This is a genomic window from Dyadobacter sp. Leaf189, from assembly GCF_001424405.1.
GTDB lineage: Bacteria > Bacteroidota > Bacteroidia > Cytophagales > Spirosomataceae > Dyadobacter.
Genome location: NZ_LMPS01000001.1, coordinates 448160 through 467678 on the forward strand (window position 1 = coordinate 448160; position 19519 = coordinate 467678).

At 46.4% G+C, this 19519-nt stretch carries 22 protein-coding genes and 1 pseudogene; 12 read left to right on the forward strand and 11 right to left on the reverse strand.

Features of this window, described 5'->3' with window-relative positions; genetic code table 11:
* Positions 1 to 4 precede the first annotated feature (4 nt).
* Together ASG33_RS26185 and ASG33_RS25465 are read left to right on the forward strand one after the other, a co-directional pair.
* Complete coding sequence (locus tag ASG33_RS26185) at positions 5 to 310, forward strand: tail fiber protein (protein ID WP_082489061.1); 306 nt, start codon at positions 5 to 7, stop codon at positions 308 to 310.
* 35 nt (positions 311 to 345) lie between these two features.
* The gene (locus ASG33_RS25465; RefSeq protein ID WP_082489062.1) at positions 346 to 705 is read left to right on the forward strand and encodes a phage tail protein; all 360 of its coding nucleotides are present in this window, start codon (positions 346 to 348) and stop codon (positions 703 to 705) included.
* 27 nt (positions 706 to 732) lie between these two features.
* On the opposite strand, the gene ASG33_RS02010 is transcribed toward ASG33_RS25465, so the two are convergent.
* The gene (locus tag ASG33_RS02010; protein WP_056279754.1) at positions 733 to 2370 is read right to left on the reverse strand and encodes an ABC-F family ATP-binding cassette domain-containing protein; all 1638 of its coding nucleotides are present in this window, start codon (positions 2368 to 2370) and stop codon (positions 733 to 735) included.
* Between the two features lie 132 nt (positions 2371 to 2502).
* On the opposite strand from ASG33_RS02010, the gene ASG33_RS02015 reads away from it, so the two are divergent.
* From ASG33_RS02015 to ASG33_RS02025, 3 genes are all read left to right on the forward strand, one after another.
* Positions 2503 to 2751 carry a hypothetical protein gene (locus ASG33_RS02015; protein WP_056279755.1) on the forward strand — a complete coding sequence of 83 codons (249 nt, stop codon included), beginning with the start codon at positions 2503 to 2505 and terminating at the stop codon, positions 2749 to 2751.
* 106 nt (positions 2752 to 2857) lie between these two features.
* The gene (locus tag ASG33_RS02020) at positions 2858 to 3271 is read left to right on the forward strand and encodes a nuclear transport factor 2 family protein (RefSeq protein WP_200942715.1); all 414 of its coding nucleotides are present in this window, start codon (positions 2858 to 2860) and stop codon (positions 3269 to 3271) included.
* Between the two features lie 136 nt (positions 3272 to 3407).
* Positions 3408 to 4436 carry a toxin-antitoxin system YwqK family antitoxin gene (locus ASG33_RS02025; RefSeq protein ID WP_056279757.1) on the forward strand — a complete coding sequence of 343 codons (1029 nt, stop codon included), beginning with the start codon at positions 3408 to 3410 and terminating at the stop codon, positions 4434 to 4436.
* A 20-nt stretch (positions 4437 to 4456) separates the two neighbouring features.
* Here ASG33_RS02025 and ASG33_RS02030 read toward each other — a convergent pair whose 3' ends face one another.
* The 3 genes from ASG33_RS02030 to ASG33_RS02040 form a co-directional block, all read right to left on the reverse strand.
* A complete protein-coding gene (locus ASG33_RS02030) occupies positions 4457 to 4876 on the reverse strand; it encodes a DUF2809 domain-containing protein (protein WP_056279759.1) in 420 nt (139 codons plus the stop codon).
* Positions 4877 to 5833, reverse strand: coding sequence for a hypothetical protein (locus tag ASG33_RS02035; RefSeq protein WP_056279761.1), 957 nt, complete (start codon positions 5831 to 5833; stop codon positions 4877 to 4879).
* 111 nt (positions 5834 to 5944) lie between these two features.
* The gene (locus tag ASG33_RS02040) at positions 5945 to 6232 is read right to left on the reverse strand and encodes a hypothetical protein (protein ID WP_056279763.1); all 288 of its coding nucleotides are present in this window, start codon (positions 6230 to 6232) and stop codon (positions 5945 to 5947) included.
* 383 nt (positions 6233 to 6615) lie between these two features.
* Between ASG33_RS02040 and ASG33_RS02045 the strand changes: the two genes are divergently transcribed.
* Entirely contained in the window at positions 6616 to 8295 is a 1680-nt protein-coding gene (locus tag ASG33_RS02045) for a hypothetical protein (RefSeq protein ID WP_056279765.1), read from the forward strand.
* 21 nt (positions 8296 to 8316) lie between these two features.
* Here the strand turns inward: ASG33_RS02045 and ASG33_RS26010 are convergent, their stop codons facing one another.
* The 4 genes and pseudogenes from ASG33_RS26010 to ASG33_RS02055 all read right to left on the reverse strand — a co-directional run bounded on the left by ASG33_RS26010 (position 8317) and on the right by ASG33_RS02055 (position 11913).
* Positions 8317 to 8880, reverse strand: a complete 564-nt coding sequence (locus ASG33_RS26010; RefSeq protein ID WP_229238604.1) for a PDDEXK nuclease domain-containing protein — start codon at positions 8878 to 8880, stop codon at positions 8317 to 8319.
* A 45-nt stretch (positions 8881 to 8925) separates the two neighbouring features.
* Positions 8926 to 9072: pseudogene (locus ASG33_RS26015) on the reverse strand (hypothetical protein); the annotation flags it as partial.
* Positions 9009 to 9335: a DUF1016 N-terminal domain-containing protein gene (locus tag ASG33_RS26020; protein ID WP_229238537.1), complete on the reverse strand. Its 327-nt coding sequence runs from the start codon at positions 9333 to 9335 to the stop codon at positions 9009 to 9011. The pseudogene ASG33_RS26015 and the gene ASG33_RS26020, both read right to left, overlap by 64 nt.
* A 118-nt stretch (positions 9336 to 9453) precedes the next feature.
* Positions 9454 to 11913 carry an ABC transporter permease gene (locus tag ASG33_RS02055; protein WP_056279766.1) on the reverse strand — a complete coding sequence of 820 codons (2460 nt, stop codon included), beginning with the start codon at positions 11911 to 11913 and terminating at the stop codon, positions 9454 to 9456.
* 206 nt (positions 11914 to 12119) lie between these two features.
* Here ASG33_RS02055 and ASG33_RS02060 point away from each other — a divergent pair, with 206 nt between their 5' ends.
* The 3 genes from ASG33_RS02060 to ASG33_RS02070 all read left to right on the forward strand — a co-directional run bounded on the left by ASG33_RS02060 (position 12120) and on the right by ASG33_RS02070 (position 13935).
* A complete protein-coding gene (locus ASG33_RS02060; protein ID WP_056279768.1) occupies positions 12120 to 12653 on the forward strand; it encodes an antibiotic biosynthesis monooxygenase in 534 nt (177 codons plus the stop codon).
* A gap of 50 nt (positions 12654 to 12703) precedes the next feature.
* Positions 12704 to 13300 carry a bifunctional 2-polyprenyl-6-hydroxyphenol methylase/3-demethylubiquinol 3-O-methyltransferase UbiG gene (locus ASG33_RS02065; RefSeq protein WP_056283149.1) on the forward strand — a complete coding sequence of 199 codons (597 nt, stop codon included), beginning with the start codon at positions 12704 to 12706 and terminating at the stop codon, positions 13298 to 13300.
* A gap of 83 nt (positions 13301 to 13383) precedes the next feature.
* Positions 13384 to 13935, forward strand: a complete 552-nt coding sequence (locus ASG33_RS02070; protein WP_056279771.1) for a dihydrofolate reductase family protein — start codon at positions 13384 to 13386, stop codon at positions 13933 to 13935.
* Here the strand turns inward: ASG33_RS02070 and ASG33_RS02075 are convergent.
* Both ASG33_RS02075 and ASG33_RS02080 read right to left on the reverse strand, forming a co-directional pair.
* A complete protein-coding gene (locus ASG33_RS02075) occupies positions 13917 to 15080 on the reverse strand; it encodes a hypothetical protein (protein ID WP_056279773.1) in 1164 nt (387 codons plus the stop codon). The genes ASG33_RS02070 and ASG33_RS02075 overlap by 19 nt on opposite strands.
* Before the next feature lie 76 nt (positions 15081 to 15156).
* On the reverse strand, positions 15157 to 16416 hold the full coding sequence (locus ASG33_RS02080) for an MFS transporter (protein WP_056279775.1): 1260 nt from the start codon (positions 16414 to 16416) through the stop codon (positions 15157 to 15159).
* A gap of 196 nt (positions 16417 to 16612) precedes the next feature.
* Between ASG33_RS02080 and ASG33_RS02085 the strand changes: the two genes are divergently transcribed.
* Entirely contained in the window at positions 16613 to 17863 is a 1251-nt protein-coding gene (locus tag ASG33_RS02085; protein WP_056283152.1) for a condensation domain-containing protein, read from the forward strand.
* Here ASG33_RS02085 and ASG33_RS02090 read toward each other — a convergent pair.
* Positions 17835 to 18197, reverse strand: a complete 363-nt coding sequence (locus ASG33_RS02090) for a helix-turn-helix domain-containing protein (RefSeq protein ID WP_056279776.1) — start codon at positions 18195 to 18197, stop codon at positions 17835 to 17837. The two genes, ASG33_RS02085 and ASG33_RS02090, sit on opposite strands and share 29 nt — an antisense overlap.
* Before the next feature lie 129 nt (positions 18198 to 18326).
* Here ASG33_RS02090 and ASG33_RS02095 point away from each other — a divergent pair, with 129 nt between their 5' ends.
* Both ASG33_RS02095 and ASG33_RS02100 read left to right on the forward strand, forming a co-directional pair.
* A complete protein-coding gene (locus ASG33_RS02095; RefSeq protein ID WP_056283154.1) occupies positions 18327 to 19115 on the forward strand; it encodes an SDR family oxidoreductase in 789 nt (262 codons plus the stop codon).
* Positions 19116 to 19182: 67 nt separating this feature from the next.
* Positions 19183 to 19506, forward strand: a complete 324-nt coding sequence (locus ASG33_RS02100) for a nuclear transport factor 2 family protein (RefSeq protein WP_056279778.1) — start codon at positions 19183 to 19185, stop codon at positions 19504 to 19506.
* Positions 19507 to 19519: the final 13 nt, after the last annotated feature.

Genomic DNA, 19519 nt, shown 5'->3' on the forward strand with positions numbered 1-19519 from the left:
CGTGATGAACTATCCTTATGTGGGAGAAATCAAAATGTTCGCAGGGAAATCCGCTCCCGAAGGCTGGATGTTCTGCGATGGAACGCTGCTTTCCATTGCTGAAAACCATTTTCTTTTCAACCTGCTCGGAACTACTTATGGCGGCGACGGCCGGGAAACATTCGGTTTGCCCGATCTCCGCGGTCGCCTGCCAATCCATCAGGACGAAGGCCCGGGAAATGGAGAAAGGCCATTTAGCAGCGATGAGCCCTATTTGTACGTCAATTACATCATTTCACTTTACGGGATCTATTCCCCCAAAAGCCAGTAATAAAAACGTCTTTCCAGTAACATTACAGTCTCAAAATGGAAGAGCCTTTTATAGCTGAAATCAAATTCATCTCTTCCCGAGTCGCACCGGAAGGCTGGGCCTGGTGCGACGGCCGGGAAATGCGTATCGCGGAGCATCCCGCCTTGTTTGAACTGTTGGGCACGACATTCGGCGGCGACGGTCATGCCACATTCGCGCTCCCCAACCTGGCAGGCCGCAAACCCGTGCAGATCGAATTGCATTGCTTGAACCTCGCATTGGTCAATGCATCCTCGCGCCCGCTTGGTCTGGAAAGAAACGTGCAGCCACCTTATGACCAGCAAAAGTATGGATCTACCTGTTTTTGCATTGCTTTGAAAGGCAAGTTACCAGTGAGTCCGGGAGGACCTTGTTGAAACGAAGGATTGACCCATTGATATCGGCTACTTCGCCAGCTGCAAATCCGCAATGCTCTTGATCCGGTTTCTTTCCAAAAACGCATCGATCGTTTCGAAATGCTCGATCACACGTTTGTCTTTGAATTCGAAAACCTTTTGAGATAAGCCTTGTAAAAAGTCCCTGTCGTGGGAAACGAGCACCAATGTGCCGTCAAAGTTCCGGAGTGCTTCTTTTAAAACATCCTTTGACTTCAAATCAAGGTGGTTCGTAGGCTCATCGAGAATCAGCAGGTTTACTGGTTCCAAAAGCAGCTTCACCATCGCAAGCCGCGTTTTTTCTCCTCCTGATAATACGCTTACTTTTTTATCGATATCCTCTCCCTGAAACATGAATGCGCCCAGGATATTTTTGATCTGGGTCCGTACATCACCTTCTGCGACTTCGTCTACGGTTTGGAAAATGGTCAGGTTCGGATCCAGCAATGCGGCCTGGTTTTGTGCGAAGTAGCCGACTTTAACATTATGCCCCAGCTGGCAGGTACCTTCTACATCGATCTGCCCCATAATGGCTTTGATCATCGTCGATTTACCCTCTCCATTTCGTCCTACAAAAGACACTTTTTCACCTCTGGAAATCGTCATGCTCGCGTTTTTGAACACCACCTGATCACCGTAGGATTTGGAAACATCTTTCACAGTTACGGGATAATCGCCTGATCGTGGCGAAGGCGGGAAACGTAATTTCAGCGCTGAATTATCGATTTCGTCGATTTCAATAATTTCCAGTTTTTCCAGCATGCGTTCGCGGGAAGATACCTGGTTGGTTTTGGAGTAAGTCCCGCGGAAGCGTTCGATGAATTGCATGTTGTCCGCAATCATTTTTTGCTGCTCCTGATATGCCTTGATCTGGTGAGAGCGGCGTTCTTCACGCAATACCAGGTAATGCGAATAGTTGGCTTTGTAGTCAAAAATCCGTCCCATTGTCACTTCAATGGTGCGGTTGGTAATGTTGTCGATAAAGGCACGGTCGTGGGAAATGACCATTACTGCATTTGATTTATTCACCAGAAAATCTTCCAGCCACATCACAGATTCAATGTCAATGTGGTTGGTAGGCTCATCGAGCAGGATCAAGTCTGGCTTTTGCAAAAGGATTTTTGCGAGCTCAATGCGCATCCGCCAGCCACCGCTGAATTCCTTGGTCTGCCGCTGAAAATCTTCGGGCCGGAAGCCCAGTCCTTTCAATGCTTTCTCTACCTCTGCGTCATAATTGACTTCTTCGAGCTGGTAATATTTTTCACCGATTTCGGTCACCTTTTCAATGATCGCCATGTACTCGTCGCTGTCGTAATCAGTGCGGGTTTCGAGCGCGTGATTGAGTTGTTCCATTTCGGTCCGCATTTCAAACACCTGCTTGAATGCTTTGGCCGCTTCCTCGAAAACAGTACAGTTGTCTTCGGTCAATAAATGTTGTGGCAAATACGCGATTACAGCGTCCTTGGGTGCGCGAACGTGGCCGCGATTGGCTTTTTGTTCGCCGGCAATGATCTTCATCATCGTAGATTTCCCTGCTCCATTCTTACCCATCAGGGCAATTTTATCGGTAGGATTAATTGCGAAAGAAACCTCGCTAAAAAGCGTAGAACCGCTAAATTCAACGGCCAAATTCTCAACTGTAATCATCGTCTCATTTTTTGAAGCCGCAAAGGTACGATGATAGGATTATTGACCAACTGCATTGAATTAATTGTTATTTAAGGATGTTTTTTAAACAGGAATATGATGTTTCTTTTAAATAAACAGCGATCTTAAAATATGGACTTACGCACGACATTATCAGTAAATGAGAGCTTCATGGAAATGCTGACAGATATCAAAAACCGTGGAGCAAAAGCAGAAATGATCCTGGATATCAATGGGCTGGAACGGGCTGAGGGAGTGATAGAGGAAATCCACGCTGATGATCCGAACCCTTACATTGTACTAAGAGACGGGACGAAGATTGTAGAAAAAACAATCGCTGCCCTTAATGGCATGTTCCGGCCGGAGTATTCTGGGTGTTAGCAGCTGTGATTGGTAGTTAACTTTATTGCACTGGATCCGGAGAACCTTGCAGAGCTGGTCCATGCAATTACAAAAGGTGCGGCGAGGACACAAAAAACCTTCACTTATGGATACCCTATTCGCAGAGATATTACAGGAAAACCACGTCGCGGCCTGGAACGAAAGAGATCGTGAAAAGAGAGATATACTTTTGAAAACGATCTACGCAGACGACATTAAAATGTACGATCAGGATACTGTTTTCCAGAGCCTGGCCGAAGTTTCAGATTTCATCGGAAAACTTTACGCGCAAGATCCCGATTTTCTTTTCAGTGCAGCGCAGCCCATGAACTTCACGCAAAATGGAGCGCGTTTGTATGGACATATTGGTACAAAAGAAAAGCCGGATATAATGCAGAGTATGGATTTCTTCATCATTGAAAATGGCAAGCCGCGCATTTGTACGTTATGCTGGAGCCTGCGGTTCACTGAGTTTCTAATCAATTTTTACTTGTACCAAAAAACAAACTGGCCTCATTGAATTAGCGCCTTCCATCGGCGTTAATGTGAAACTCGATGTATCGTTTAGTTTTTGGTAAAAGAATTCCGAAAGTACCATGTTAAAAAACTGCTGCATATCCCTGACTCTAATCTTTTTCAGCCTGCATACAAGCTTAATGGCATGTAGTTGCATCAATGATTTCAAACGAATTAAGTCCGTTGAGGATTTAAAAGACTACGAGTTTGTTGCGCTGGTAAAGGTCACTTCTGAAACCATTAATCCGCCCGCGGATTCAACTCCTTTTCGGAACGCGATGCTGGGTTTCAGTATTATAGAGAAATTTAAGGGGAAGGACATTGCGAATGTGATTGAAAGCAACGTGCAATCGTCTTGTGACATGGGTATTGAGGTCGGGGACGAATGGGTGATATTTGCAAAAACAGATAACGGTAAGCTGAAAATCTCCGCTTGCGACCGGGATGTCCGGTACCGGGACAAGGCGGGCGTTCGCGACTGGCATTACAAACGCGGCATTCAGGAACTGGAAGATTTGAGGCAATTATACAGTCGCAGCCAAAAGCAGCAGCGCGATGGAATAAGCCGCGCGTATTATCCCGACGGCAAAGTTGAAGTAGAAGAAACATACCAGAATAACCTTAAAAATGGCATTCAGACGGTATATCACCCGAGCGGAAAGATATGGGGCAGGCAAAATTTTGTGAACGATTCTTTGCAGGGGAAGTCTGAATGGTATTATCCTTCAGGCCAGTTGAAGGGGCAAGCCTTCTACCGAAAAGGTTTTCTGATCAACATGTCGCGATTCTATTACGATACCACGATCACCGGTCGGGAGAAAGAATTCCTGATTAGGGAATTTTACAAAACGGAGGATTCGCTTCGCAAGGCGCACAGCCGTGTTCAGGTTTGGATGGAGGCACTTTACGATTACGATGGAAAGATCGTGTTGTCGCGGGAATATTCGAGAGCGGGTGTAATACAGCACGAAAACATTTATCACCTGGAAGATAAAAATTATACATCCGTGTTTTACCACGAAAACGGGCAGGTTCAGAATATCCAGCACCACAAAGGCGACAAGGAACGAGGCCACTATCATGAATACGACTGGGACGGTAACCCTACCAGGTCCTGGGATTATGACGAAAATGGAAAGCAGATTAATCTGCATATTCCCAGGCGTTGAGGGGTCGCATTGTGCTGGTTTCAGGCAAGTTTCTTTACCGGCTTAATTATTAAAATCTCCACCATCATCCCAATTCCAACTCCCACACCATAACAAACCAAATCGCTCCAGACGAATGTAAAACCGAGTACCAACCCGCCCAGCGGCATATTTCGGATCGCATCAATCCACGGCTCGTGGTACAGCTGACTGAGTTCAATACACACCGAAAATCCAAGCGCCGCAGCAGCCACCTGCCACGTAGGCCACTTGCGAAAAACGAATGCAAAGCCAAAAAACACCATTATCGCCCACAATGCATCGCCGACATACAGCTTAACGAATGCATACTGCCCGAGCAGGCGGCGTGACAAAAAGCCGACGAGCATGACGCTGGCTGTGAGGAAGCTGTAAAGTATGCGATTTCGGTAAAAGACCCGTGAAGAAGTGTTGTCTTCCATTTAGCTGGTAGGTATAATGAGCCGCCCGTGCTTTGCAGGATCAAACTTTTCGTATTTGTACTTAATCACATACTTCCGGTTGCTCCATCCATATTCATTGTTAATGAAGTTCTTTCTATATAAGTTAACCACTTCACTATCTCGGCGCGACAGCTTGGTTGTGTCCACTTCCCGCTTATTTCGCATATCGGTCGAGTATAAATGCCGCTCTTCGGTTAGCCGATTTTGTGCATTATAATAGTACCAAATAGTATCCGGACCCGCGGCTAAGTAGAATGTGCCAAGGTACATACTGTCAAACCACGCAAGTTTTAATCTTCCCTTCGGGTCGTAGGCAAACCTTTGTGAATAATGATTGACCGTATCCGGGTGTGTAGCATCAGGCCCACGAAGTACATAGAGCTGGTAATGGCGCACCAATTGACTTTTCATGTTCCGTTCCCAATGATCAATATTTACTAAGGGAGTATCAATCTCGGTCAGTTGAGGTTCCAGCTTGGTTAGTGTATCTCCGCTCGCAGTATACTTGAAATGTCGCTTGTAAGAACTTTGGTTAGAGCCTGCTGTTGATTCGGGCAATGAAGCCGTCGCGTGGTATTCCAGTATCAGCCTGCCGTTTGCGTCAAAATCACGGCGCACGGTATCAATGGATACATAACCGGGTGTTGAGCTCTCGCCATGTGAATAGTAGATGCTTTTCTTCCTCTGATCGCCTTCATAATAATGCAGTTCTTTCGAAGACGACTGTCCAAAAGTAAATGCCTCTATGACCCGGCCCCGATGGTCATAAAAAACCGTCTCAATGTGGTTACCATCCCGCCATTTAGTACGTAAATGAGCAATTTGATTAATAGGCGACTGCAATCGAGGAATAGATTCATCAAGAAAATATTGTTCAGACCGGCCGCATGCGTGCAGTGCGAGGCTTACGATAACCAGGAGTAAGAGTCTTTTCATGTGAATGCAAGATTTGAAAGACTTCGTACTAAACCAAAAAGATGAGCCGATTTAATGCTCGGCGGATGATCTAAAACCAAAAAAGGACTGTCGCCAACAGTCCTCCAGTTCCTAAATTTCCGCTCCCATCTTCTGAAACCCTTCCACCAGTAAGTTCACATCAAAAAGCGCCGACTTTTCGGCCGTATCAAACGGAACATCCGAATGATAAAGCGCCAGATCATGCACCATTTTAAGCGACTGCGCCAGCTCCTTGCAGCCCTGACATTCGATGAGGTACCAGAATTCGGCTTGTGAATCTGTCAGCGGAGTGCTGGTGTTTGATGCGTGACGTGCATCGTGCGTTGGGTTGACTGAATCTGCATTCGAGTCAACTCCTTTTCCATTAGACGTTTGCATTGTGAAAATGGATTGGATGAAAAGAAAGGAGAAGTCACCGCAAACGTCTACAAAGCGAACTTTGGCAGGTCGAGGGACTTTCACCCCTTTGCTTCTCCAGTGCCATTTCTGGCCTGCGTTTTGGTTGTTTGTTCATATAAATTTTGTAAACGTTTGCGGGGCAAATATAGGAGAAAGATTTAAACGAAATAGTACTTCCTAAGAGCTGTGGGAAGATAATGCGGATCAGAGCGACAATACTCAAACATCCGCTTTCCAAAAGTAATAAGCCTATCATCGGTAGATGACTTTAACAAGAGCATGTTGTGATCAAAGTACTTTGAAACAGCGTATCTTGTATTCCCAAAAACGTATCAAAGCGTTGAAATAAACTGCTTATTATAATGAACTTATCTGACCAATACATACTAATCCGGACCTATACGGATGAGATGGGAGAAAGTTTACCAGAGGACGATTTGATATTTGTTAGGCAATACCCCACTGATTATCTCATACTCTGCCTTTCTAAAATAAATGCATTGCTATATCAGGAACCAAGGATAGAGCATCACACTGCTGCAGTGCTAGATGTCATATTTCCGGGCAAGGATCATACAAAACTTTCATCAGCTACAAATCTTAAAGGTGGAGCTTACTTTGCATCGCCCGCAATTAGTCAATTAATTAAAGCTTGTTTGGGAAATTTTGTAGAAGTTGACGCCAAGCTTGCTTTTTATAATATTCAATTTGGCAGCGATCTGTTTAAGACCATACTAATCTTCAATGAAAGATATTTTCTAACTAATCCACGAACTCAGCTAGATACCTTTGCAGGTATTTTTAAATTAGATATCCAGCAGCAACATTACATAAGATCGGATTTTTTCAAAATATTTTCTATGATTAGATTCGCCTTCATCGCAAAGTTTTTAAGTGACAGTCAAGATTTCAGAAAATCATGCACTGAATTCTGCGAATACTATGAGATAGCTAATCCTTGGCTATTTGGTAGGTTTTTCTTGGATATTTTTAGGATTATATCATCCAAGGAGCAATTAGGGAATCACATACTAAACGTCGAAGGAATGCCCGCAAAGTTATTGTCAGAGTTTACAATGAATATGTCAACACTAAGTAGGAAGAAAGACATATCAGTTAATATGGATATAATTCCAAAGCCCTTTTATCGCATTGGTTCGGATGTCATAATAATAGATTATAATTTTTTCCAATACCCTATTGACCAAGGATTGTTTTATCTCCTATATAAACGAACTTCCTTAAAGAATGATCGTATGTTTGCTTCATACGATACATTTCAGGGATACATAGGGCTAATGTATTTTGAAAAATATTTAGTAAAAGAATACTTAACTCAAACATTTTATCGACAAAATCAAATTATTGTTAGTACAGAAAAGTATCAAGATTTTATTATAAAGTCGTCGAATAATTGTGTTTTAATAATTGAAGTTAAAAATACGAAGATTCATGCAAAAACATTGGAAGACATGGATTTTGTTGCATTCCAATCCGTTATCGATGAGAATTTACTTTCGGCAAAAGGTACAGATTCGAAAAATAAAGGTGTGCCGCAGCTGGTAGTTCAGATTAACAACTTGATTGAGGATGGCTCAGAACTCACAAAAAAACTGAAAATTAAACCTAATACCCAGTTAAGAATTTTCCCTATGATAATATATTCAGAAAGTGTTTTTGATGTTAGCGGTGTTAACTACTATGTAAATCAGAAATCCAGTTCAATGCTCTCGGGCATTGATACAAAAAAGCACATAGTCAAGCCAGTGACGTTACTTAACGTAAATATTTTAATTGACTACTTTGCACTTTTCAAAAAGAGCCCCTCACAGCTTACAAATTTGATTTCAGATTATTTTTCATTTGCACGAAAGAACAGGAAAAAGTATGACGTCGAGAATCATATGCATCATTATTACGTTTCAAACAAATCTTTTTCTGCTTACCTAAAACATCGGTCGTTAGGAGATCAATGGAAACTGAATTTTACTGAAATGAAAAAGGATTTTAATCTAGACATTCCTCCGATGAATCAGTTATAGAGACAAATAGCCGAAATAGGTCTACGAATTGAACTCGTCTAATATCAACCTCTGCAACTCAGCCTGCGGCAACAAAAGCTGATACTCCGCCACGCCAATCGGTTTGTTAATATCTTGCAAAGCTATTTCGACATCAAGATGATCCTTATCTGCGCAAAGGAGAATGCCGATGGAAGGATTTTCATTCTCACTTTTTTCCAGACGGTCGAGCAAGGAAAGATATAGATTCATTTTCCCTACGTATTCCGCCTTGAAACTGCCGATTTTTAATTCAATCGCCACGAGTGAACGCAGGCCGCGGTGGAAGAAGAGCATATCTACAAAATATTCCTTGCCATTGTATTCAAGCCTGTATTGGTTGCCAATGAAACTAAATCCTCTGCCCAGTTCCAGTATAAACGCTCGGATTTTGGCAATCAGCCTGTTTTCCAGCTCTAACTCTTTCATGGGCTCTGTTACACCCAGGAATCCGAGATTGTACGTGCTTCTGAAAACTTCGTTGGCATAGTCGGCGTGCGCCTCGGGCAGCGTCTGATTGAAATTGTGTGTTTTAAGTTGCTTTTGCGCCTGACTATAAGTGTCCATTTTAATGGCATTCAGCAACAAATCTCTCGACCATCCTTTGCTCGCGGCTTCACTGGCATAGAATTCTGCGGCTTGGAGAGATTGTAATTTATCGAGAAGGAGCAAATTATGTCCCCACGGCAAAACTGCTACGGCTTGTAGCAGTTTTGTTCTGCCTGATAATAGCGCACATACAAGCGTTTCATATTCCACAAATTCCGCGGGGACAACCCCATATCCGGAAATTCGTTTTTCAGATCAGTAGATAATTGATTGACAACTCCACTGCCATAACCTTCTTCCAGCTGCCTTTCCGAAAGCAACTTTCCTAAATTCCAATAAACAGATTGTCTGCTGCTATTAACCTGACGTGCGAGGTGTATACGCGCCGCCCGAATCTGGCTGATTGCCTGGTCAAGTATTTCCTTGTAGTCTGCTTCGTTAAAGCTAAGTGGGCTTACTTTGTCTTTGTTCATAAATGCTAGTGTGAATAGAATTAATCTCGTTTGTGCCTAGTGAGCGATGTAAGTTATTCGAAATTTTTGAACAACTGCATTCGAGCACTATAAGGCGACGCTATCCAAAATGCCCCCTTCAATCCCCCTTCAAATTTTCCAAAGGATTCACCAGCGAAGCCTTCACCGACTGGTAGCTCACCGTCAGCACCGCGATTACAATTGCCAACAATGCGGCCAGGGCGAAAACCCACCATTCAAGATTCACGTGATAGGCGTATTCCTGCAGCCATTGGTTCACCGACCACCAGGCCAGCGGGAAGGCGATCAGGTTGGAGATCAGTACCAGTTTCAGGAAATCTTTGGAAAGGAGCGTGGCGAGGCTGAATGAGGAGGCGCCGAGTACTTTTCGGATCCCGATTTCTTTGACGCGCTGCTCGGCGGAATAGGTAGCGAGGCCGAACAGTCCGAGGCAGGCGATGAAAATGGCGGCGAGGGCGGTCCAGATCATCAGCGTCTGGCGGCGGGAGTCTTCCATGTAAAACCGGGCGAGCTGCTCGTCCAGGAAGTGGTATTTAAATGGTTCGTCCGCGTCGGCGCGGAGCAAAACGGACTTCAACTTGTCCAGCGTGGCCGGAATGTTGGCCGGTTCGATTCGGGCAGTATAGTAATCAATGGGGTGAACAGGATTTCGATTATAACCCAAAACCAGCGGAGCGATTTTTTCCTTCAATGATTGGAAATGGAAGTCTTTAACAATGCCCACCACCTTTGCCTTAAATGGCGTTCCGTTAGAAAAGACAGCTTCAAAATCAGTGCCATTCGACGAAGCGACGGGTATTTCGACAAACTGACCGGCGGGGTTGGTGATGTTCAGCAGCCTGGCGGCGGTTTCGTTGAGCAGTACCGAAGACGAGTCGGAAAGGTTATCGAAGTTGCGGCCCTGTGCCAGTTTTATGTCAAAAGTGTTCAGGAAATCCCTGTCTGCCCCGAAAAAGTAAGCCACCTCCGGCTCGGTGCGGTTGCCCTGGGCATTGACCTTTACGCGCTGGTACATTTTCCATTCGCCGGGCACCCGGGAAGTGAGCGACACGCTTTTCACAGTCGGTATCGCGGCCATTTCGGCTTTGATCGCTTCGGAAGCGCTTCTGGCCTTGCCCGTGTTGACGTCGATCACCACGAGCAAATCCTTGTTAAAGCCAAGGTTAGTGTTGTTCATGAACTTCACCTGACGATAAAGCACGATCGTCCCGATAATGAGCACGATCGAAACCGTAAATTGAAACACAACCAATCCTTTCCGTAATCCCAAACTGCCGCTTTGGTTGATTTTCATGCCTTTTAATAAAGCCACCGGCTTGAAACCCGAGAGCAGCAGGGCCGGGTAACTGCCCGAAATAAGGCCGATCAACACTGTCGCGCTGACGGCCAACAACCAGACACGATAGTTGGTGGATAAATCGAAGGAAAGCTGTTTTTCTACAAAATTGTTAAATGGCGGCAGCAGCAGGTTTAGAAAAAGAACAGCCAATACAAACGCCAGACTGGTAATTAACAAGGCTTCAAACAGAAACTGATAAACCAGATTATGCCGTACTGCACCGATCGACTTACGCACACCGATTTCCTTAGCCCGGTTGGACGCCCGGGCGGTGGAAAGGTTCATGTAGTTAATGCCAGCGATGAACAGCACAAACAGCGACACAAATGAAAACATCCTCACATATCCCAGATTTCCCTTCGGTATCGGCTCGACATTCGAGTTTCTGGCGCCGTCGACGATGTTTTCCGAATGCAGGTGCATGTCTTTCAAAGCCTGCAAGCTGAAATGCAGCCGCGTACCTTGTTCGGGTTTGAAGTTGGCGAGGACCATATTGGTCATCTTAGCGGCGGCAGTTTCCGGCATCGCGCCGTTTCTCAGTAAAGCATAAACAGAAAAACCGTTGGATAACCAGTCGGTGGCGGCTATATTCTTGAACTCGTCCGAGTTGGTATTTTCGGAAATAAGACTGTTGAATGTAAAGCTGGAATTTTTAGGATGATTTTTCAGAATACCGGTGATCCTGTGCGGCGTGTCGAGGTAACTCCATTGAAGCTGTTTGCCCAGTACCTGCGTGCTCCCGAAAAGCCGCGTTGCCAGTTCTTCATTGATAACAATCGAATTCGGCTCTTTCAATGCGGTTCTTTTATCACCGGAAATCAATGGAAAATCAAATATTTCAAGAAAGTTTTCATCGGCTATGGTAATCGTTTCCTGAAAGTTGACCGGGTTCTGCGGGTTCACCAGGTTCGCTCTCCCGATTCGGCTCATGCGCGTTGTGTTTTCCACTTCGGGAATACTTTGCTTGGACACTTCCGCGAGTTTAAAGCTGGCCGCTGCGATGGTGGTCTCTTCACCTTTCACATTCTTGTGTTCAACAACCTGGTAAATGCGATTCGCATGGGTATGCTGCTGATCGAACGTCAGTTCATCGAACAAATAGAGGCCGATGAGCAGGAAGCAGGTAAGGCCAAACGTGAGGCCGGCTACATTCAGAACGGTGTAAAGCCTGTTCCGGACAAGCGTGCGGAGAGCGACGGTGAAGTAGTTTTTGATCATTGTTCGCGCGATAAGATTACCGCGAAGCTGAACAAATGTGTACCACTGAAAAAAGCTGCGAAAGCGTCCAAATTTGCGCTATCGGCTGTCCGGCAAGGAACATAGGCTGTTCGATAATGGACATTGCTGTGCGCCATTGTACTCTCACGATCTGATTCATTTCTTTGTGTTTATTTTTACGTATTAATCAAAACAAAACGCCACCTATGCCCATTCACGTCGCCATTACCCGTAAAGTTCTTCCCGGAAAAGAACAGGAATTCAAAGATGCACTCCGACGGTTCCTGGGTGATTCGTTTTTGCATGGCGGTGTGCATGGCGCATCCATGATGACGGCGCTTCCGGGCAGCGAAAGCCGGGAAGTTGGGATTCTGCGCACTTTTGCGGATGAAGCCGAGCGGGATGCTTTTTACAATTCGCAGCTATTCAGAGATTGGGAAGCTTATGCATCGACACTGACGGAAGAGCCGGTGTACCGCGAGCTTACCGGACTGGAAGCCTGGTTTCGTTCACCGGTTCCCCCGCCAAGGTGGAAAATGGCGGTAGCTACGCTTTGCGGCGTGTTTCCTACCAGTCTGTTGCTGTTTTACACCATTGGTCAATACATCCAGGGACTTCACCCGGTGCTCAGGACTTTGATCATTGCCGCGTGTATGGTGGGCTTGCTGACGTGGGTGGTGATGCCACAGGTGACGAAGTTGCTTAAACCGTGGCTTTCCGGAAGCTCACAGAAAAAATGAAGCTGGTAATCAGTATCTATCGAAGTTCGAATCTTGAATACAATAACCATATGCACAAAGCAAACGGCTACGAAGAAAACGCTGCCACCTTCATCAACAACCGCGCCCGGGCCGACAATACTACAGGTACCTCATCTGTCCGTCACTGGGCCAAAACTTTGCCTGCTGATGCCACAGTATTGGATGTTGGATGCGGGCCGGGGTTGCCCATCACCAATGTATTGGTGGACGAAGGTTTGAATGTCTATGCGCTGGATGCGTCGCCTTCTTTGGTGCAGGCTTTCAAACAAAACTTTCCGCACGTTCCCATTGCTTGCGAAGCGTTGGAAGATTCTTCATTTTTCAGCCGGCAGTTCGATGCGATCCTTGCATGGGGATTGCTGTTTTTATTGCCAGAGGAAATTCAGGAAGTAGCAATCCGGAAAATGGCGGACGCGCTGCAAATGGGCGGAAAACTTTTGTTCACCGCGCCAGCCCAGAAGGCGCGCTGGGAGGATGTGATTACATTGCAAGAATCTGTTTCGCTTGGCTCGGAAAAGTATAAGGAGTTGCTGACAGCAGTGGGACTTACGGTGATAGAAGAGTTTGAGGATGAAGGTGAGAACCACTATTATTCGGCTGTCAAAACCACTAAGAATTTGGCCTGATAAGCCCTGACTTTTGTCCCGGATCACCTCCCTGGTTTACATAGTCAACCCCTACTTTTGACCTACACCAAAACCAACAAACCATGAGAACGCTATCATTCAGCATGAATGTCACCATCGACGGATATTGCGATCATACGCTGGGCATTCCGAGCGCGGAGTTACATGATTATTTCACACACCTGATGGACGATGTGGATCTATTGTTTTTCGGGCGGGTCATGTATGAGCTGATGTTTCCCTATTGGTCTGATGTGGCGAAAAATCAAACCGGTTCTGCGGACGAAATACGGTTTGGTGAAAAAATCACAGCCATTGAAAAAGTGGTGATTTCAAAAACATTAGAATCCGCCGATTATAACACGCGCATCATCCGCTCGAACCCCGTGGAAGAGCTTTTGAAACTAAGAGAACTTCCCGGACAGAAGATTTCAGTAGATAGTGTAAGTCTGCTTCCGGATTTGATTGCGGCGGGGTTGATTGATGAATTCAATATCGTTGTTCACCCCGTCATAGCGGGAAAGGGCCGGCGGCTGCTCGATACTGATTTGCTCGGCGACAAGCTTGTTTTAAAATTGGTGAATACCATTCAATTTCAAAACGGATGCGTGGCGCATCAATATGCGCGGGCCTGATCTTTCACGACCATTACGCGGCTGCTGAACACATAATCCGCATCTTTTCGATCCGCATAAGACTGTTGCATCAGTTCTTTTCTGCGGATTACTTTTCCTTTAAAAATCACTTTTCCGTTTTGCTTAATCGTGATCTGTTTGTCCAGATTCATCATGTTGTCATTCAGGTGAATGTATAAGGTATCGGTATCATTGCGCTGAATGTCAATTTCCTGGCCTTGGTAAGATGCAAAAATGGTATGGCCTTTCACGGCAGAGCTCTGCGGAACAGAGAGCCAGTAAAAATGTTTCCGTACTGCATCATCCTGAACCCAGTTTATCTTCTGCGGATAAGGATTGCGCTTGAATTTCGCCATCCACGCCACGCTGATCGTATCCTGCTGCTTCATCCAATGTGGCATCCCGGCCATTAAATGCGCATCATGCACGAAGCCGGCTTTGTCGGTCGATTGGAGTGAGTCGAGGCGGTTGGACCATTCGGTTAATAATGCATTTCTGTTGTAAGCAGCATCTTTTTCGCCCACGGCCAGGAAGAATGGAACGTTCCGCAGGTTCAGAATCGCCGCGTCGCCCGGGTGCCCAGCCATCATCGCTGCTGCGGCCCAATGGTCTGCCATACGTGGCGCGAGCTGATATACCCCGTCACCACCAGCCGAATAGCCCATGATATATACCTTATTCGGATTAACACCTTCCATTATTACAGCATCCAGAATAGCTTTTTCGAGCAGACCATCTACCGGCTCCTGGTGCCACATATTCCAGGTATTCGATGGTGCGCGCGGCACAAAATAGACGCCCTCGGCCGGTTTATAGAGTCTTTGCTGATTTTTATACTGCTGATCATTCATAGAAGCAGGCCCATTGCCGCCGCCATGCAGGGAAATGAACATAGCACGACCATCCGCCGGCTTTTCACCAAAAACTTTTACCGTAAACAACAGGCTATCGGTACCAATCTGAATTTTACCACTGTCCCAATCTGCCTTGGCGGTTGACTGGTATTTTGTTTTGTAATCCAAAATCACCTTTTCCGCCTCAGCAGCAGCTTCTTTTGCTGATATACCTTTGGAAGCTGGCTGAGCGAATGTGACTGAAAAAAGTAAAGAAAACAGAAGAACAGGGGCTGCTTTGAAAAGAAACATATTGGGAGTAAAATGTCAAATTAAAGTTGAAATCGGGCTGAAAGGTACGAAGTTTCAGGTTTTACAATATCCAGGTTCAAACCTGCGGAATTTCCGCATTTAAGCTATTTGTAGGTACTACGCGCTGTTTTGGCTTATTCTTTTTCAGATATCTTACATGCATGATGCCAATGAGCAATGCCAAAATTCCCTGTCCGAGCACGGTGGCCTGCACGCCGATGTGCTGAGAAAGATAGCTGACAATCAGGCTGCCGATGGGGACACCACCCGAGTAGGCCATCACAAAAATGCTGATCACCCGGCCGCGCATGGCTGGGGCCACCAGGGTTTGAATCAGCGTATTACTGATCGTGGTTTGCGACATCATCCCGAATGCGCCAATCGCAATGAACACAAGCGCGAGCGCGTACAGACTGGTGTAAGAAAAGAGGATCAGTCCCGTACCGAAAACGAATGTGTTGATCGCGAGTATCCGGCTAAGGTTGGTTCCGGGCGGCAAAGTCGCCAGGAAAAACGCCCCGCATAATGCGCCGAAACCAATGGCACTGTCGAGCAGACCGAATGTGGAGGCGGTGCCCCGGAAAATGTCTTTTGCGTAAATGGGCATCAGGCTGGTGAAAGGAAGTACCAGCAGACTTACCATCGCCAGCATAATGATAATGTAGCGGATTTCGGGTGTCTGCCGGATGTATGTCAAACCTTCGCCCAGCTCGCTGAGGATGTTTTTAGTATGTTTTGTTGGCGTAAACTTAGGTAACCTGAGCAACAGCAGCGAACCGATCACAGCTACAAAACTGAATGTATTGGCTGCGAAACAAACCACTTCACCAAACCGCTCGATGGCTACCCCCGCAATAGCAGGTCCGAGTAATTTGGAAAGATTGACCATAGAAGAATTCAACGCCAGCGCATTGGGAAGGTTCTTTTTATCGTCCACCAGCTCGTACACCAGGGACTGCCGCGCGGGCACATCAAATGCATTAATCAGTCCCAGTACCACACTCAGCGCAATGATTTCCCAAACGGCATAATGCTTGAAAAACACCACGAGCGTTAGTGTAAGCGCCTGAACCATAGATAGTACCTGAGTAATCAGTAATACGCGATACCGGTTGTAACGGTCTGAAACCACGCCGCCCAGCGAAGTAAGCATTGCCGACGGGAACAGGGTTGCAAAAATGCTAACACCGAGCATAAACTTGGAATGCGTCAGCGAGTAAATCACCCAGCTGACAGCCGTTTTCTGCATCCACGTTCCTAAAAGTGAAATGGTTTGTCCTGCAAAAAATAATCTGTAATTCCGGCTTTCAAAAGCACTCAACGCGGCAATCTTCATGAAGTTTTGTTAATGGGGCAGCTTGGTTCTTCATAAAGCTTATAAAAGCTTGCCAAGAATAAGGTGTCCGATTTGGGAGAAATGTACCTGACTCATCAACTTTTGTCCATTCTCTCCCGCAGTTCAGTCTTCCAATTTTGCATTCAGTTCAAGGGAAGCGGTTTAATGCCGCTCCTGTCATTTTAACTAAATGCAAATGCAAAGACAACAGAACCGCACATTAGGTGCATTCGAAAAAACGTTTTGGCTGCTGGATCAGATCGATTCCAAGGACTTTTGTCTGGCCGCCGACATCTCAGGAACACAACCTGTTGACCAATGGAGAAAAGCCATTGACCTGGCGCAGCATCGGCACCCGAACCTTTCGGTGCGCGTTGCGCTGGATGAATTGGGGAGACCAACCTTGCAGCACGTTGATAACCTGCACATTCCGCTTCGCGTGGTGCACGCCGAGCAGCATTACCGCTGGGAACAGGAGGTTGAAAAAGAGCTTTCGACAAGGTTCAACACGCAGGAAGGCCCACTTTTGCGCGTTGTTTTGGTTCAAAAGACCGATCGCACCGTCCTGATCCTGGCCGCAAACCACACCGTCGCCGACGGCACATCATTAAGCTATCTGACTCGGGACATTTTGCTGGCTGTTACCGGCAACGAGCTGGCCCCCATGGAGCCGCAAGTGTCCAATGACGAGACGCTCGATATGCCGGAAGATCTGCCTGAGCAGATCGCAGAGCACGTTTTGGAATTAAAAATGAAGACGGATGTGGTTCATCCGCTGGTTTCCTCACACCGTTTTTCTGAAAGCTTAACACTAGACATTCTGGAACGCGCGAGACAGGAAAATACAAGCGTTCATGGCGCCATTTGTGCTGCCGTGCTAATGGTTTCCAGGAAGTTGCGCCCGGAATGGGACGATACACGCATGGAGTTGGTTTCGCCCGTTTGTACGCGGGGAGCGCTGGATCTGGATGATAATTTCGGCCTGAACATTACCACGCAATCCGTGTTTTTCGAGCAGCAGCGGCATTTGTCTTTCTGGGATCTGGCCAGATTGGCGAAGGCCGGGCTTGGCGGGACGAGTTCCATAGAATATACAACGGGCTATCTGTCGTTTTTCCGCGAAATCGTGTTTGGTCACAATGATATGCAGCAAATGCTGGATGCGTTGAAACAGGCATTTAACCATCACATTATGGTTACTAACCTCGTTAGGGTAAGATACAAAACGGATTTCGGGCCTTTGAAACTGGAAGCATTGTACGGGCCGATGGTGCGCTCGGGCAAAGGAATGGAACAGACGATCGGTGCATTGACAACCAATGACCAGCTCTGCCTCACCAACACCAGCGACACGCCGATTCCCGGGTTGCTTCTGGAAATGGAGCAAATGCTTGAAAAAGCGTGTCAGGAAAATGTGGTCACGAAGACAGTATGTTCTTTTCGATAAGCGTGCGCAAGCGCTGATCATTCTCGTCGCCCCACTGTCCGATAGCGCCGATGACCGGAATGAGTGATTTCCCAAAATCGGTGAGATAATATTCCACCTTGGGCGGTACGACGGGATAAATGATTTTGCCGACCAGCTCGTGATTTTCGAGCTCTTTCAACTGCACATTCAACACCCGGCGAGAGGCATCCGGAATTTTCCGTTGCAGCTCGCTGGGGCGTTGAAAGCCCTGGTGGATAAACCACAAAAGCCGAATTTTCCATTTACCATACAGCACTTCTCCGATCAGGTCGAGCCCGCAATTCAGGTTGGGCATTGTCTTTCTTTCGTACATGTTACAAAGGTAAATATATGCCCCCAGTAGTTCAATAGGGATAAATTTATCCCTATCTGAATCGTAAATCCGTACTTGTCAGCGGGAAGCATTGTGCTGAAATTTGTCCTACACAAAAACAAAAAGGACATGGAATTTAATTTTGAAAACGAACTGAAAGACAAGATTGCATTGGTAACAGGCGGAACAAAAGGCGCCGGAAAAGCCATCGCAGACCGCCTCGTAAAAGCAGGTGCAACAGTGATCATTACCGCAAGAAACAAGCCCGATGACGAAATTAATGGCGTTCATTTTATAGCAGCCGATCTGAGCAAACCCGAGGGAACGCAAAAAGTAGTGGATGAAATTTACACGCAATTTGGTCGACTGGATATTCTGATCAACAATTTGGGCGCGTCGGAAACGCCCGGCGGCGGCTTTGCAGTACTGACCGACGAGCAATGGGAAGAGACACTTCAAACCAATTTGCTGACACCAGTGCGACTCGACCGCGGCTTTCTGCCCGGGATGATCGGACAGCGCGGCGGGGTGATCATTCACATTGCGTCGATTCAGGCGAGGCTGCCATTGTACGAATCCACATTGCCTTATGCAGCAGCGAAAGCGGCTTTGGTCAATTACAGCAAGAGCTTATCGAATGAAGTTACCCCGAAAGGCGTCCGCGTACTTACCGTTTCGCCGGGCTGGATCATGACCACGTCATCGGTCCGGATGATGGAACGCATTGCCGAAAGCACAGGCGGCACGATGGAAGAAGCTGAAAAAAGCGTCATGGACGGATTGGGCGGCATTCCATTCGGCAGAGCAGCCCGGCCGGAAGAAGTTGCCGAGTTGGTCGGCTTCCTGGTTTCGCCAAGAGCAAGTTACCTCACGGGCACTGAATACATCATCGACGGAGGCACAGTTCGGACGGTGTAGTCAACATTCAGTCAAAAGCTTCAATCAGTAAAAACCATTTTTTAATCAGCATAAACCATCAAGAATCATGAAACTTCCTGAAAATATAGAAGGCTTAATTAAAGCACAAAACGAATCAGACAGCACCACATTTGCCAATTATTTCACAGAGAACGCCATTGTTCACGACGAAGGAGCGACCCACACAGGCAAAGGTGAAATCAAACAGTGGATTGAGGAGGCAGTAGAGAAATATAAAATGCAATCGAAAATCATTGATTTCACACAAACAGATTCAAAAGGTTCGCTGATCGTAGAAGCAAGCGGCGATTTTCCCGGCAGACCGGGGGTGATGCATTATCATATAGAGTTTGATGGCGAGCTGATCAGTTCGCTGAAAATTACAGGCTAATGATTTCAGATGC

Bases quoted from the DNA above. Each gene is read 5' to 3' on its own strand.
- ASG33_RS02080 (WP_056279775.1), bottom strand. From the start codon at position 16,416: ATGAAGATTGCCGCGTTGAGTGCTTTTGAAAGCCGGAATTACAGATTA.
- ASG33_RS02045 (WP_056279765.1), top strand. From the start codon at position 6,616: ATGAACTTATCTGACCAATACATACTAATCCGGACCTATACGGATGAG.
- ASG33_RS02070 (WP_056279771.1), top strand. From the start codon at position 13,384: ATGAGAACGCTATCATTCAGCATGAATGTCACCATCGACGGATATTGC.
- ASG33_RS02015 (WP_056279755.1), top strand. From the start codon at position 2,503: ATGGACTTACGCACGACATTATCAGTAAATGAGAGCTTCATGGAAATG.
- ASG33_RS02090 (WP_056279776.1), bottom strand. From the start codon at position 18,197: ATGTACGAAAGAAAGACAATGCCCAACCTGAATTGCGGGCTCGACCTG.
- ASG33_RS26185 (WP_082489061.1), top strand. From the start codon at position 5: ATGAACTATCCTTATGTGGGAGAAATCAAAATGTTCGCAGGGAAATCC.
- ASG33_RS02040 (WP_056279763.1), bottom strand. From the start codon at position 6,232: ATGCAAACGTCTAATGGAAAAGGAGTTGACTCGAATGCAGATTCAGTC.
- ASG33_RS26020 (WP_229238537.1), bottom strand. From the start codon at position 9,335: ATGAACAAAGACAAAGTAAGCCCACTTAGCTTTAACGAAGCAGACTAC.
- ASG33_RS02075 (WP_056279773.1), bottom strand. From the start codon at position 15,080: ATGTTTCTTTTCAAAGCAGCCCCTGTTCTTCTGTTTTCTTTACTTTTT.
- ASG33_RS25465 (WP_082489062.1), top strand. From the start codon at position 346: ATGGAAGAGCCTTTTATAGCTGAAATCAAATTCATCTCTTCCCGAGTC.
- ASG33_RS02095 (WP_056283154.1), top strand. From the start codon at position 18,327: ATGGAATTTAATTTTGAAAACGAACTGAAAGACAAGATTGCATTGGTA.
- ASG33_RS26010 (WP_229238604.1), bottom strand. From the start codon at position 8,880: ATGGACACTTATAGTCAGGCGCAAAAGCAACTTAAAACACACAATTTC.
- ASG33_RS02100 (WP_056279778.1), top strand. From the start codon at position 19,183: ATGAAACTTCCTGAAAATATAGAAGGCTTAATTAAAGCACAAAACGAA.
- ASG33_RS02035 (WP_056279761.1), bottom strand. From the start codon at position 5,833: ATGAAAAGACTCTTACTCCTGGTTATCGTAAGCCTCGCACTGCACGCA.
- ASG33_RS02020 (WP_200942715.1), top strand. From the start codon at position 2,858: ATGGATACCCTATTCGCAGAGATATTACAGGAAAACCACGTCGCGGCC.
- ASG33_RS02065 (WP_056283149.1), top strand. From the start codon at position 12,704: ATGCACAAAGCAAACGGCTACGAAGAAAACGCTGCCACCTTCATCAAC.
- ASG33_RS02010 (WP_056279754.1), bottom strand. From the start codon at position 2,370: ATGATTACAGTTGAGAATTTGGCCGTTGAATTTAGCGGTTCTACGCTT.
- ASG33_RS02030 (WP_056279759.1), bottom strand. From the start codon at position 4,876: ATGGAAGACAACACTTCTTCACGGGTCTTTTACCGAAATCGCATACTT.
- ASG33_RS02055 (WP_056279766.1), bottom strand. From the start codon at position 11,913: ATGATCAAAAACTACTTCACCGTCGCTCTCCGCACGCTTGTCCGGAAC.
- ASG33_RS02085 (WP_056283152.1), top strand. From the start codon at position 16,613: ATGCAAAGACAACAGAACCGCACATTAGGTGCATTCGAAAAAACGTTT.
- ASG33_RS02060 (WP_056279768.1), top strand. From the start codon at position 12,120: ATGCCCATTCACGTCGCCATTACCCGTAAAGTTCTTCCCGGAAAAGAA.
- ASG33_RS02025 (WP_056279757.1), top strand. From the start codon at position 3,408: ATGGCATGTAGTTGCATCAATGATTTCAAACGAATTAAGTCCGTTGAG.